Source organism: Ruegeria sp. YTSA219 (assembly GCF_059609985.1).
This window is the reverse complement of record NZ_JBXWMT010000001.1, coordinates 409,718-423,221: the sequence shown is the minus strand read 5'-3', so window position 1 is coordinate 423,221 and position 13,504 is coordinate 409,718. Positions and strand designations below refer to the sequence as shown.

General features: G+C 55.4%; 14 protein-coding genes and 1 other RNA gene. 4 read left to right on the top strand and 11 right to left on the bottom strand.

Going from position 1 to position 13,504, the window contains the following annotated elements; genetic code table 11:
• Window positions 1-5: 5 nt before the first annotated feature.
• The 11 genes from bamA to AC2FFB_RS02065 form a co-directional block, all read right to left on the bottom strand.
• Window positions 6-2,366: an outer membrane protein assembly factor BamA gene (gene bamA / locus AC2FFB_RS02115; protein WP_496874438.1), complete on the bottom strand. Its 2,361-nt coding sequence runs from the start codon at window positions 2,364-2,366 to the stop codon at window positions 6-8.
• A gap of 128 nt (window positions 2,367-2,494) precedes the next feature.
• Complete coding sequence (locus AC2FFB_RS02110; RefSeq protein WP_271947040.1) at window positions 2,495-2,623, bottom strand: hypothetical protein; 129 nt, start codon at window positions 2,621-2,623, stop codon at window positions 2,495-2,497.
• Window positions 2,624-2,715: 92 nt separating this feature from the next.
• Window positions 2,716-4,068, bottom strand: coding sequence for an RIP metalloprotease RseP (gene rseP / locus AC2FFB_RS02105; RefSeq protein WP_496693192.1), 1,353 nt, complete (start codon window positions 4,066-4,068; stop codon window positions 2,716-2,718).
• A 1-nt stretch (window position 4,069) separates the two neighbouring features.
• The gene (dxr, locus tag AC2FFB_RS02100; protein ID WP_496693193.1) at window positions 4,070-5,245 is read right to left on the bottom strand and encodes a 1-deoxy-D-xylulose-5-phosphate reductoisomerase; all 1,176 of its coding nucleotides are present in this window, start codon (window positions 5,243-5,245) and stop codon (window positions 4,070-4,072) included.
• Window positions 5,245-6,027 (bottom strand): phosphatidate cytidylyltransferase, encoded by a 783-nt coding sequence (locus AC2FFB_RS02095; protein WP_496874437.1) that lies wholly within the window; start codon window positions 6,025-6,027, stop codon window positions 5,245-5,247. Before AC2FFB_RS02095 ends, dxr begins: the two co-directional genes overlap by 1 nt.
• Window positions 6,024-6,755 carry an undecaprenyl pyrophosphate synthase gene (gene uppS / locus AC2FFB_RS02090; RefSeq protein WP_281994644.1) on the bottom strand — a complete coding sequence of 244 codons (732 nt, stop codon included), beginning with the start codon at window positions 6,753-6,755 and terminating at the stop codon, window positions 6,024-6,026. The genes AC2FFB_RS02095 and uppS overlap by 4 nt, the downstream gene beginning before the upstream one ends.
• Window positions 6,756-6,764: 9 nt before the next feature.
• Window positions 6,765-7,328, bottom strand: a complete 564-nt coding sequence (gene frr / locus AC2FFB_RS02085) for a ribosome recycling factor (RefSeq protein WP_142633921.1) — start codon at window positions 7,326-7,328, stop codon at window positions 6,765-6,767.
• 186 nt (window positions 7,329-7,514) lie between these two features.
• The gene (gene acuI, locus AC2FFB_RS02080; RefSeq protein WP_496874436.1) at window positions 7,515-8,510 is read right to left on the bottom strand and encodes an acryloyl-CoA reductase; all 996 of its coding nucleotides are present in this window, start codon (window positions 8,508-8,510) and stop codon (window positions 7,515-7,517) included.
• 85 nt (window positions 8,511-8,595) lie between these two features.
• Entirely contained in the window at window positions 8,596-9,699 is a 1,104-nt protein-coding gene (locus AC2FFB_RS02075) for a dimethylsulfoniopropionate demethylase (RefSeq protein WP_496693194.1), read from the bottom strand.
• A 140-nt stretch (window positions 9,700-9,839) separates the two neighbouring features.
• Window positions 9,840-10,544: a DUF1326 domain-containing protein gene (locus AC2FFB_RS02070; RefSeq protein ID WP_281994647.1), complete on the bottom strand. Its 705-nt coding sequence runs from the start codon at window positions 10,542-10,544 to the stop codon at window positions 9,840-9,842.
• Window positions 10,545-10,548: 4 nt separating this feature from the next.
• Window positions 10,549-11,340, bottom strand: a complete 792-nt coding sequence (locus AC2FFB_RS02065; RefSeq protein ID WP_496874435.1) for a DUF2182 domain-containing protein — start codon at window positions 11,338-11,340, stop codon at window positions 10,549-10,551.
• Window positions 11,341-11,427: 87 nt separating this feature from the next.
• Here AC2FFB_RS02065 and AC2FFB_RS02060 point away from each other — a divergent pair, with 87 nt between their 5' ends.
• From AC2FFB_RS02060 to AC2FFB_RS02045, 4 genes are all read left to right on the top strand, one after another.
• Entirely contained in the window at window positions 11,428-12,162 is a 735-nt protein-coding gene (locus AC2FFB_RS02060; protein ID WP_142633929.1) for a FadR/GntR family transcriptional regulator, read from the top strand.
• 7 nt (window positions 12,163-12,169) lie between these two features.
• A complete protein-coding gene (locus AC2FFB_RS02055) occupies window positions 12,170-12,532 on the top strand; it encodes a DUF4345 family protein (RefSeq protein ID WP_271947018.1) in 363 nt (120 codons plus the stop codon).
• A 37-nt stretch (window positions 12,533-12,569) separates the two neighbouring features.
• Window positions 12,570-12,915: a transfer-messenger RNA gene (ssrA, locus tag AC2FFB_RS02050) on the top strand.
• A 100-nt stretch (window positions 12,916-13,015) separates the two neighbouring features.
• A complete protein-coding gene (locus AC2FFB_RS02045; RefSeq protein WP_142633933.1) occupies window positions 13,016-13,447 on the top strand; it encodes an ester cyclase in 432 nt (143 codons plus the stop codon).
• The last annotated feature ends 57 nt before the right edge of the window (window positions 13,448-13,504 follow it).

Here is a 13,504-nt window from a genome sequence, read left to right as displayed (position 1 = left end):
CGAGATCAGAACCTCGCCTGAATGGTCAGGTCGAAATTCTGTTCCTTGTCAAAGTCCTCTTTCTTGAGCGCTTGCGAAAAGTTAAAGCGAAGTGGGCCAAACGGTGTTTCCCATAGGACTGCAACACCCAGAACATGACGGATAGACCCATCCGCACCGACAATGTTGGCACCCGAAGTGTTTACATCGTCGATATTGTACAGGTTACCGAAATCATAGAACACGCCTCCACGCAGGCCCAATTCTTCGGGCAAGCCCAGAGGAAAGTCCGATTCCAGACGCGCGACCCAATAGTAATTCCCGCCGATAGCGTCATCCTGACCATTTGACAGATCCCGTGGCCCCAAACCGGCTGGCTCGAACCCGCGGAATTTATTGGGGCCCAACACAAAGCGATCCAACGTCCGGCTGAAATCGTTGCCAGTCCAGTGCATTGCACCCATTTCAAGCGATGCACGAAGAACGACTTCTTCACTCAGAACGCGTGTTTGGGCAATCCCGCGTGCGCTGGTTTTGTAGAACTTGTTGTCCCCACCCAGCCCAGCGGCATCCAGGCCAACCTCAAACAGAACACCGGCATTGGGGTTAAGCCCACCAAGGCGGCTGTCATATACATAGGACACACCCAGAGAACTTGTCGTGCGTTCACCCTGATCAATCTCAGAGGCGATGACCGCGCCGTTTGCCTCGTTGTCCTGCTGCTTCATCTCGCTGTTTTCCCAGGCATAGCGTACGCGCAACGAAGACAGCTCTCCGATCGCATAGCTCAACTGAGGGTTAAAGAACACACGCTCGGTATTATAGCTGGCAAAACTGGAGTCGGTCGACGCCAAACCCAGACCAAGATCAAAGCGAAGCTTGCGGCCCAAAAGATAGGGTTCGGTGAAATTCAGGGAGTACTCTTCTGAATCCTGTGCGGTCGAAATCGTAACCCCGACGGTCTGTCCACGGCCTAGGAAGTTTGACTCACTTAGGCCGATTGCAATGCCGAAACCGTCAGAGATCGAGTAGCTACCACCGAGGCTGAGCGAGCCTGTCGGCTGTTCATCGACGTCGACATCCACGATCACTTGGCTGGGTGTCGAACCCTCGCGCGGTTCAACGTCAGCGACAGCGAAATAGCCCAATGCCCGGATACGTTCAGCCGCCTGCCGAATTTCTCGCGGGTTGAACGGGTCACCCTCGACGGTGTCGAATTGACGACGGATCACGCGGTCAAGCGTTGTGGTGTTGCCCTCGATGTCGATACGCTCGACAAAGATACGCGGTCCTTTGGTCAGAACGAATTCAACATCCAGCGTCAAATCACGTGCATTGCGCGTGACGCGTGGCTCAACCCGCAGAAAGTCCACCCCTTGCCGAATGCCCAGACGCTCTTGCCTGGCGATAGAGTTTTCGACCAGTGAAGGAGAATAGGTGACACCCGGCTTGACCTTGAGTGCGGCCTGATACTCTGCCGCATCAACGCCGGGTATTTCGCTTACGGTGGTGATCTTGCCGAATGAGAATTTCTGACCTTCAGTTACATTCATCACCAGGAAAAACGCGTCGCGCTCACGTGTGAATTCAACATTGGCGCTGTTGACGCGGAAATCGACATAGCCACGCGACAAGTAGAAATCACGGATGACTTGTTTGTCGAACTCGATCCGGTCAGCGATAAAAGTATCGCCCCGCAGGAACGTGCGCAGGAAATTGGCTTGCTTGGTTTCAAGCACACGGCGCAGACGCCGGTCGGAATAAGCCCGGTTGCCAACAAAGCTTACGCGCTCAACCTCGATCGTCGTACCTTCGGAGATTTCAAAAACGAGGTCTACCCGATTGTCGCTGCGGCGGATGATTCTGGGGATGACGGTTGCTGCAACACGTCCTTGAGCCAAATAGATTTCGGCAATCATGTCTGCGTCAGCTTCAGCGACCTGAGGCGTAAAGACCCGGCGGGGTTGAGACGAAACGGCATTGAGCAACAGCTCATCCTTGAGCCTCTTGTTACCCTCAATGCTGATCTGGTTGATCGTCGGATATTCCTGAACTTTGATGACCAAAGTGCTGCCACGAGGGGTCAAATCGACTGTTTCAAAAACACCACTGTCAAGCAGCCGTTGGAAGGCATCGTTGAGTTGTCCAGCTGTCACCGTCTGCCCAGGTTCGATTCCCGAACGTGCAATGATTGTCGATGTCTCTATGCGCCTGTTCCCCTCAACCTCGAACGAGTTGATGGTGTAGCTTTGTGCCTGAGCAGCCTGCGGCAGTGACAGCAAACTAACTGTGGCAAATAAGAAAAAGAATGTTAGGGCCTGCCACAAAATCTTGTTTACCGGCTTTTGCCCCCCGCAGGATGTGCCTGCGCCTCGCCTGTCGGTCATATTTTTCTCTACCCAGAATTTTAAGACTTTAAAGCTGAGTAACGGGATTGTCTGGCCTTGTCAAAAGCCGAAAAACAGAAAGCGGCCCATTGGGCCGCTGTTCAGCAAATAAAAAGAAAGGAACAGAATCACATGGTGATCAGATAAGCGCATCCACCCATAGCCAACGCAGTCGCGCCGAAAAACAAGATCGAATCCCAGTTCAGCGCAAGCAGGAAGCTAAAGCTGCGATATGATTTTTTGATAGCATTCGCCATGATCGCCTCTGACAGACAAAATTATGAAACGAACACATCCTATGAGGGAATTGGGGCGGAATTGCGACTAGATTGTGCAAGCTCCGCCCAAATCAACAGAACAGGTCATTTGAGACGGAAAACAGCATCAGAGCCAGAATGATTGACACTCCGATGCCCATCAGAATCCGCAGCGCTTTGTCGCTGGGTGGTTTCCCAGAGATGGCCTCATATGCGTAAAATACCAAGTGTCCCCCATCCAAAGCCGGAATCGGAAACAGGTTTAGCAAACCGACAGCAGTTGACAGAACAGCGATAAAGAAGATGAAGTTCTGCGCACCCTGGCTGGCCATCGCACCCGAGGTTTCGGCGATTCCGATTGGGCCGGACATGTTGCAAGTGCTGATCGCTCCGGTCACCATGTGCCAGATACCTGAAAGAGACCCGTCAATGATACGCAATGTTTGTCGTACACCGCCGCCGAGAGATGTCAGGATGCCCGCCCTTTCGGTTGCAGGTTCTAGCATCATGCCGCCGACGATCCCGATCCTCCAATGCGTTACAAAACCACCATCAGACTGCGGCTCATCCGTGCGGCGTGGAGCCAGGGCAAACTCCAGTTCCGCTCCGTCACGCCAGACATTCAACAGCAGTGGCCGCCCATCAGAGCTTTCCACATGGTCCTTGAGCTGTTCAAAGGCATAAACCGGGTCGCCATTAACCGCTGTTATGACATCCCCTTGTGCCAGGCTGATATCCATTGCTGCGCTGCGCGGAACAACCTGTTGTATCAGAGGGGGGAACAGCCAAGGTGCGGAAACGTCCAATGTGTCACCGTCACGAAGAACTGTGTAATCAAGAACGGGGTCAACGGGCAAAGAGTCTACGAACTCGCTCCACGATCCTTCTTGCTCGAAATCTGGCAGGTCAATACCTGCAATCGCGTGGATTTCATCACCTTCACGCAGCTCTTGCACTGTCCCGGGCAGAGGATGCAGAGACCCAACGGTCAGAGGGTCTCTGGTTGCGCCTTGAGTAAAGAAAATTAGGGCAAAGACCAGTATCGACATTGCGAAATTAAAGATTGGCCCTGCCGCAACAGTTGCCGTCCTGGCCCAAAGTGGCGCGCCATGCATCGTGCGGCGCAGCTCCTCCGGGCTTTGCTCGGAAATTTCAGACATTGCGGCTTCGTCTTTGCCGGATGCTGCATTGGCATCACCCAGAAACTTGACATACCCGCCGAATGGAAGCGCTGCGATCTGCCAGCGCGTTCCTCTTTTGTCGATACGGCTCCAGAGTACGGGACCGAAACCGATTGAGAACACTTCGGCGTAGATGCCGGACCAACGGCCAACAATGTAATGCCCGTATTCATGTACGGCTACGATGGCGGATAACGCGATCACAAAGGCGAATATGGTGTAAATCAAATTGCCGAACTGTGGGATCAGTGAGAGTACGTCCAATTTATTTTCCTGCTCGTTGCGCAACGGCGTTATCGACCCATATACGTGCCAGATGGTCGGTTTGCAGCACGTTATCAAGGGTCATTGGGGCGTCAATATGGTTGTCCTGTGCATCGAAACGATCCAAGACGGCGGCCACGATGTCTGCCATATCAAGGAAACCAATGCGACCTGCAATGAAATGGTCGAGTGCACATTCTTTGGCTCCGTTGAAAACCGCTCCGGACAGCCCGCCCCGCTCCATGACTTCGCGTGCTAACCGCAAAGCCGGATATCGGTTTTCGTCTGGTTCGTGAAATCGCAACTGTCCCAGCTTTGCAAGGTTCAGCCTTTCGACCGGAAGGGTCTGACGTATTGGCCAATTCAGGGCATATCCGATCGCGTGGCGCATATCTGGCGCGCCCATATGGGCCATAACCGCGCCATCGTTAAACCCGACCATCGCATGAACGATGGATTCAGGATGCACGATCACTTCGATCATATCCGGGGAAATGCCGAAGAACTCGCGTGTTTCGATCACCTCGAGCGCCTTGTTGAACATCGAAGCGCTATCAATCGTGATCCGCTGCCCCATATTCCAGTTCGGGTGGCTCGAGGCCTGCTCAACCGTGGCTGAGGCCAATTTGCTTATTGGCCAATCACGGAAAGCGCCGCCGCTGGCAGTGATGATGATACGCTCGACCGATGCCATATCTTCACCGACCAGAGCTTGAAAAACGGCAGAATGTTCGCTGTCCACCGGCAGCAATCGGGCATTGTGCTTTCGGGCAGTATCCAGAACCAAAGAACCCGCGCAGACAAGCGTTTCTTTATTCGCCAAAGCCAGCGTCGCGCCCTGTTCAAGCGCCGTCAGCCCTGGTTGCAACCCCGCAGCCCCAACGATGGCAGACATGACCCAGTCAGCCGGTCGCGCCGCAGCTTCGGCCAGAGCATTCGCGCCGGCGGCGACCTCGACATCAGAACCGGCCAAGGCCGCTCGCAGGTCCTCAAGCCGGTCTGGGTGGGCTGTAATCGCGATATCCGCCTTCAAACGTTTGGCGTCACGTGCAAGTTGTTCGATATTGGCTCCACCAGTCAGGGCGACAACATCATACGCTGATGGATTTCGGTCAATCAGATCTATCGTGTTTTGCCCGATAGAACCCGTCGCGCCAAAAACAGAGATTTTGCGCATCACATGGCTCCGGGGGAAAAAATCAACCCCACAAGCAGAACGAACAGAGCGGCCCCCATCATCCCATCGAATCGATCAAGGAAGCCGCCATGGCCGGGAATCAGGTTCGAACTGTCCTTGACGCCGAATTTTCGTTTGGCCGCGCTTTCGACAATATCGCCGGCCTGGCTGGCCATTGACGCCAGAACCGAGATCACGATGAACCAAGTTCCGAAGCCGCCGTAAGCCGCAAAGGCTAAGCCAACAATGGCAGCCGCTACCCAGCCTCCTGCTGTTCCCGACCACGTCTTTTTCGGGCTGACTCGTGGCCAGAATTTTGGCCCACCCAATGCCTTTCCGACAAAATATCCGGCGACATCCGTAGCAACGACGACCGATATCAGCCAGACCATCCAGACAAACCCCATATTCGTCCGGATTGAGATAAAGCCCAGCCCCGCGGCCGCGATCCACAGCGCAAATAGGGTATAGATACCCCGGTACCGGCTGACCTGCCCTGCCCCGACCAGTGCCGGAGCAAACAAGAAGGGAAGTTTATAGAGTGCCGGAAGATGGTAACTCAGCACCACCGCAAAACCGGTCAATATGGCAAGCTGGATCGCAACAGCTTTCCTGCCCGGGTCGATCATACGGACCAGTTCCCAGGTCATCAGCCCGCAAGCAATGGAAATGAAGGCTTCGAACCACAGACCGCCCAGCCAGACCTCGACAGCGCCAACGGCAACAAGGACACCCGCCGATAATACGCGGGCAGTCAGGTCGGACCAGCGCCCGTCACTCATGCCGGTACAGCTCCGAACCGTCGGTCGCGGCTGCCATAGCTCAGGCACAGGCGCTCAAGCTCTGCCGCAGTGAAATCTGGCCAGAGCGTGTCGATGAATTCGTATTCCGAATAGGCGGATTGCCATAACAGAAAATTGGAAATTCGCGCCTCGCCGCTGGTTCGGATCACCAGATCAGGATCGGGAAGAACATGTGTGTCCAGATATTTCGGCAGCGTTTCTTCGTCTACATCATCAGGATGCAAGCGCCCGTCAGCGACATCCTGTGCCAGACGTTTGGTAGCCCGCGCGACTTCATCCCGACCGCCATAGTTCAACGCAATGGTCAGGTGAACCAGATCATTTCCCTCGGTCTCGGCCTCAAGCGTATCCATCAATTCGATCAGTTTGGCATCCAACCTGACCCTGTCACCGATGAAACGCACCCGAACACCCGAGTCTCGGAGCGTCCGGGTTTCCTTGATAATATAGCGCCGAAACAAGCTCATCAGACCGGCAACTTCGACCTGAGTGCGTTTCCAGTTCTCGGTCGAAAACGCAAAAACAGTCAGATATTTGATACCAAGCCTCGGGCAGGCCTCGACCACATCGCGCACACGTCTTGCCCCGGCGTGGTGGCCAAACAGGCGAGGTCGCCCGCGGGCCTGCGCCCAGCGACCATTGCCATCCATGATGATCGCGACATGCTGGGGCCCTCTTTCGGGCATGGTATGCGAGGAAGAGGGCATCACCCGGTCTCAGACCTGCATGATTTCTGCCTGCTTGGTCTCAAGCGCGGCATCTACTACCTTGATCATCTGGTCGGTTAGATCCTGCACTTCGCTTTCCCAGAACTTCTGGTCATCTTCGGACATACCGTCAGCCTTGGCCTTCTTGATCTGATCCATCCCGTCGCGGCGCACATTGCGGATCGAAACGCGCGCGTGTTCGGCATATTGTCCGGCGACTTTGCCCAACTCGCGACGGCGTTCTTCGTTCAGTTCCGGGATCGGTAGCATGATGATCGTTCCGTTAAGCTGAGGGTTGATGCCCAGCCCACTTTCGCGGATCGCTTTTTCCACTTTGCCGACCAGCCCTTTATCCCAGACATTGACCGTTACCATACGCGGCTCGGGCACATTGACCGTTCCCACCTGGTTGATCGGCGTCATCGAACCATAGGCATCGACCATCACCGGCTCGAGCATCGAGGCCGAGGCGCGCCCGGTGCGCAGCGATGCAAATTCGGTTCTGAGGTTTGACATTGCGCCGTCCATGCGGCGTTTCAGGTCGTCTGTGTCCAGTTCGAAATCGTCAGACATTCTGCTCACTCCCCGTCTTCAGGTACTGTTTGCATGGCTCATAAGCCATTCAATTTGGGATGTATAGCAATGATGGTCCGTATTTACGCCATTGACCAGAGGTGTTTGCCGGAATTCCGCGAACCTGCAGCCACAAAATTAACCGACCGCAAATCAATGCGGTCGGTCAGACATATTCATTCCGGATCAAGCGTTTACGTCTACGACAACACGACCTTTTACCTGACCTTGCAGGATATCCGCCCCTAATTGGGGCAGATCGCTCAGCTTTGCGGGATGGATCATCGCCTCAAGCTTGTCCATCGGAAGGACGGTTGCTATCCGCTGCCAGGCCCGCAGCCGATTTTCATAAGGCTGCATCACGCTGTCGATCCCCAAGAGGTTCACACCGCGTAAAAGGAACGGGATAACAGTTGCCGGAAGGCCCGCGCCGCCAGCCAACCCCACGGCCGAGACCGAGGCACCGTATTTCATCTGCCCCAGAACGCGTGCCAGCATTGCGCCGCCAACTGCGTCCACACAGCCAGACCATGCCTCGCTTTCCAGGGGGCGCTTAGTTGTCTCGTTCAACTCTTCGCGTGGCACAATGGTCGTGGCGCCCAAAGACTTCAGGTAATCGGTGGTTTCCGGCCGTCCGGTGACGGCTGCCACTTCGTATCCCAAATTGGCAAGAATCGCCGTCGCGACCGAGCCGACACCACCTGCCGCGCCCGTGACCAAGACCGGACCGTGCCCCGGTTTCAGCCCATGATCCTCAAGCGCCATAACCGCCAGCATCGCGGTGAACCCAGCGGTTCCGACGGCCATCGCCTGGCGGGGCTCCAACCCATCGGGCAGCGGAACCAACCAATCGGCACGGGCATTGGCTTTTTGTGAGTACCCACCCCAATGCGCCTCACCGACACGCCAACCGGTCAGGACCACTTTGTCACCCGGTTTATATCGCTCATCCGAAGACGACTCGACCGTCCCCGCATAGTCGATGCCAGGAACATGCGGATAGCTGCGTACCAGCCCCCCGCCTTTGGGCGACAGGCAAAGACCATCCTTATAATTTACCGTTGAATACTGAACCGCCACGGTAACCTCACCCTGCGGCAGATCCCCTTCCGAAAGCTGCTGAACCGAGGGGCTGGCCAGCCCGCTTTCCTCGTCTTTTTCCATCACCAGTGCGTTGAACATCAAAATGTCCTCCTGTTTTGGACGTCAGAGTACAGCCCCGACCCCGTGTAATAACCTGTTTCTGAACCCGATACGCCGCTTGCGATCAGATCCAGAACTTTTCCCTTACAGTCGCCTCACGCATACCGTCGGGCGTTTCGACCTCTATCTTCGTGCCTTCGTCCCAATGGCTGAGCTTGAGCATCCCAATGGAAACATTGGTGTTGAAATCCGGAGACCAAGCGGCAGAAGTGATTTGACCGACCCGTTTCCCCTGCGCGTAAACCGACCAAGGAGCAACGCAGGCCCCCACCGCCGGCCCAGCGATTTCAATCGGACGGATTTGCTGGATCGGCCCTTCTTTTGCGACCCGCAACAACGCGTCCCGGCCAATGCACCCAATCGCGGTATGCGTGTTACAGAATTTGCCCAAACCACATTCATGCGGGGTGTTGTCGTCGGTCATATCGTTTCCGTAGGACAGCAACCCAGCCTCAATGCGTTCGATCAGGTTGGGACAACCTGCGCGTACGTTCAAATCCTCGCCTGCCGAAAACAGCGCATTCCACAGCGGCATGCCGATATCGCTGCCTTCGACATAGATCTCGAACCCGCCCTGTTTGGAATAGCCTGACCTTGCGATGGCCAGATCACGGCCCGCAAATTCGAACATGTCGAATTTGAAGAACCGGATATCTTTGACGCGCTCGCCGAATACGCGGGACATCAGCTCATCCGCCATCGGACCTTGTATGGCCAGGGGTGAGACGTCCGGCTCATCCACCAGAACATCCAATCGATAGCCGTTCGCTATCCCCTTGACCCACAACAACAAATCGCTGTCGGCGATGGAAATCCACCAGCGGTCCTCGGACAGTTTCACCGCAACCGGATCATTCAACATGCCACCGGTCTCATCAACGATAGGGACGTAATAGCATTGACCGGGCAACATGCCCCGCAAATCACGTGGCGTCAGCATTTGCATAAGGCGTGCCGCGTCGGGACCTCTGAGTTCGACCTGTCGCTCACACGAGACATCCCAGACCTGCACATGCTTTTTCAAGTGCCGGTAATCAGCCTCGACGCTGTCGAATACAGTTGGCAATAGCATCCGGTTATAAACCGTGAATGCCTTTACGCCTGCGGCTTCGACCCCTTCAGAAAAAGGTGTGCGCCGCAACCGGCGAGAGAAGGAAATATTGGCCACTCAAGCCTCCTCGGGCATAATGCCAGATCACAGTTCGAAGCCTGCGGTCCCGTCAGAATCTGGTGCAACAGGCCGCGATGGCGTGTCTGGCGATTGAAAATTTGGATCACGTATTGCACGTAATCCTTTGTGATTTCGTGTTATTTCGGCCCTTGCCAATCGATTGGGCAGATTTCGGCGGATTTTCCACCGAAATCCCAGACCCGACCGTAATCGCGGACCTTGGATTTGGTGCCGCGCGCCACGATAATGTCCGGTCCCATCCAGTATTTCGAGTTTGAGACCATCACCGGATGCTCAGGGTCCTTGCCCGCCAACATCTCGATTTCGCCCTGGATTTTCCGACCAATCATGATGCGGCGCTTGGTCCCGTCGCGTTCGATTTGAACCGGAGCACGTTCGGCCCCGATAATTTCGCTGACCAGCATGGTAAACAAGCCGGTCGTGCCCCCGGCCTGACCGCTGAATATCTGGAGCAACCCGTTATAGGCCTTACCGCTGGCCCGTTCGTCGACATAGGCGGCAACTTTCCACTGCCCCTCACCCATGCGACCCGGAATATCGACCAGAAGGCCAACATTGAGGCCCGACAGATCTTCGCCCTCGTAATGGCCCTCATCGATGACAATCCCCATCCAGGCATGACAATGACCCTCGGTCGGGGGATGCGCGCCCAGCGATACGACACAGGGGCAGAACAGATCGCACGAGCAGTTAAGGATCAGCTCTCCCTTGATCGCCCAATTCGTCGGGCTCATCTCACGCCGCTTGGGGTTGGGCATGCGGCTGTCGATACGTTGGCTGATCGGCAGGCGATCCGCCTCTGGTTTTTTGTTCTTAGCCAATAGCTTATCCTCCATAGATAAAGGGGTACACGAGCAAGGCACAGCCGCCCGCGATAAGAGCAAATCCCAGCGGTCGTGTAATCACGTGACCGATCTGGGGTAGTTTTTCGAGAACCATGAAAAATGTCGCCAGACCCATCCACAGCAGACTCATGACGCCGCCCACAAAGCCGAGCGCCATAAAGCCCCAGCAGCATCCAACGCAGAACGCACCAAGGCCAAGCCCCATGCGAAAACCGCCTGAAAAACCGGTTTTCCAATGGCCGAAAAAATAGGTCATTGGCGCATGGCAGACCCCATGGCACAGCTCTTTGGCGCGGGTGAACTGAAAGGCGCCGACGGCGATCATCAACCCACCCGCAACAAGCCCGGATTTCGCAATGCCCAGCATGTCGACAACGCCGCCAAACAGCAGAACCAGTTGCACCCCGGTAATGAGCGCGGCAAACCCGACCCAGACGACGAAATAACCCACCAAGACGCCAATCCAGCCGGACCGCGTCCCATCTGCGCTGCGGATCAGATCGTCATAGCTGCGCAAAGTTGGGACAATGGTCGGCAACATCATTGCGGCCATCATGATGGCCCACATCCAAAACAGCGGGCCGAACTCTGCCATGGGCATGTACATGTCCATCCTGGGGTCCATGGCACGCATAGCCTGCCCCATCGCTCCGGGACGACCGATCCAGTCCAGATCCATGGCGCGGTTCATCACAAACATCATCCACCACGCCCACAGGATCAGAGCGTAGAATCCCAGCCAAAACCCATTACGTAGAACTGCGCGACTCACTTGTCCCTCCCGACTCAGTCCTTGCAATTCAAATGTCAGACTTTTAAATGTCAGACAAATGAAATTTTGCCTGCGGCCCTGCTCAAAATGAAAATCGACCCCAAGAAACCTGCTGATCTTTCGGTTCAGATCGCCCAATCAATCCGAGATGCGATCATATCGGGTCGGTTGATTGTAGATGAACGCCTGCCTTCTGAGGCGGAACTGTCCGACCAGTTTCAGGTGTCCCGACCAACCGTGCGCGAGGCCCTTAAACGCCTTGCGGCACAATCCCTGATCCGCACCCAACGTGGCGCGACCGGCGGCGCATTTGTCAACCGGCTGAGCTATCAGGATGCGTATTCCCAACAGATCACAACATCTACGTTGCTGCTGTCCATGAATGCGGTCAGTTTTGAAACGGCTTGCGAGGCTCGGTATTCGCTGGAACGCGCCTGCGCAACTTTGTCAGCCGAACGCAGGACGGCGGATCATCTGGCGACGATGCGTGCCGAGATATTTCGGCAGGCTCAACCCGGGCTGACAGACGAAGCCTTTTGCGCCTCGGATGTGACCTTTCACCGGGCATTGGTCGATGGGGCCGGCAATCCGGTGTTGTCCTATCAACTGGCCGGCGCCGTCGAGGCGATGCAGCCTTTGATGAACATGATCACGTTTACGGCGCGGTCCCGAGAAGAGATCATCGTGTTGCACAACCAGATTGCCGATGCTTTGGATCGGCGGGACGCTGCTGCGGTAGATTCAGCACTGGTGGATCTCGAAGCTTATACCCGTAAGCTTGCCCTGGACGTTGCCAAACAGCGGCGCAAACCAACCGAATGAGGGTACAATGACGTCGATTTTGAATGTTGCAGCGGCGGTTCTGACAATCGGTTTCGGCCTCTTTGGGTTTCTCGCGCCCGCCTGGACCGCGGCCTCGCTGGATCTGGCACCCACGAACAGCACGATGGGTCTAAGCGAAATGCGAGCTTCGGTCGGTGGACTTTTTGTTGTCACCGGAATTGCGGTCATTTGGCTGAACACTCCCATGGCCTATGCGATGTTGGGCGTTGTTTATGCCGGCGCAGCCTTGGGCCGGTTTGTTTCCGTCATTCTGGATCACCCCCCTTTGATCAAAGCGATGACATTTGGGGGAATCGAGCTGATATTGGCGCTGTGGCTGATCCTGGCAAACATTAACCGACCAAGCTAAGGCGTTATTATATAATCCGTCTTTTAGTTGAAGTATGGGGTTTGCTTTCCCCTTGTGGCTCACCTATATAAGGGATGTCCTTCGGGACTATGGACATAAACGCGCTCGTAATAAGCGGATCGGACCCGGGGGCGGTACCCGGCGGCTCCACCAATATCCTTCATTTGAGGATCGCGGGGCCGAAATAGGATCGACGAACGTCTAAAGGGGTTAGCTTTGTCTCGGCGGGGTGCCACCGTACCGGCCCAAACAGTACAATTGCAAATGACAATCGTGCTCCGGTTGCAGTTGCTGCGTAAGCAGTAGCAAGACCGAAACTTAAGCCCTTGCGCCTAGCAGCGTAAGGCGGGGTTCGCAGGTACCTGGCAACAGAAACCTGCATTTTCCCTTAAATGTCTGCTGTTTAACCCTGTCTGTGTTCACGTTCAGAGTTTGTTCACTCATTCGCGTCATGCTCGGCCCGTGAGGAAAAGGAGAGCTGGGATGTCACACGCAGATATACTCAGAGAATGGTATTCAGAGGTTTGGGAAAACGGAAATACCGATGCGATTGATCGGTATTTCGCGCCGGAAACGACAGCCGAAGGACTGATTCCGGAAATGCAGGTGGGGGCCGATGATTTTCGGGATCTGGTCATGGCGTTTCGCCACATTCTGGGCGATATCCATGTTGAGCTGCCCAAAATCATCGAAAATGGCGATTGGGTATCGGCGATATTGCAGGTCAGCACAACACGCGCCGATAACGGCGCACCACTGCAGGCCTCTGGCAGTATGATTGGCCGCATTAAAGAAGGTCGTATTGTCGAGGCGTATAACCAGTTTGACTTCATTTCCTTATTTGAACAGCTTGGTCAGTTTCCCAAGGACACCCTGCCCGTATGCATGACTGGTCAACGGCTGGACTGGGCCTAGGAAATGAGCTCGCAATCTTGACCCCGACTGGCTTGTCGCGGTAGCAAAGCCTATGGG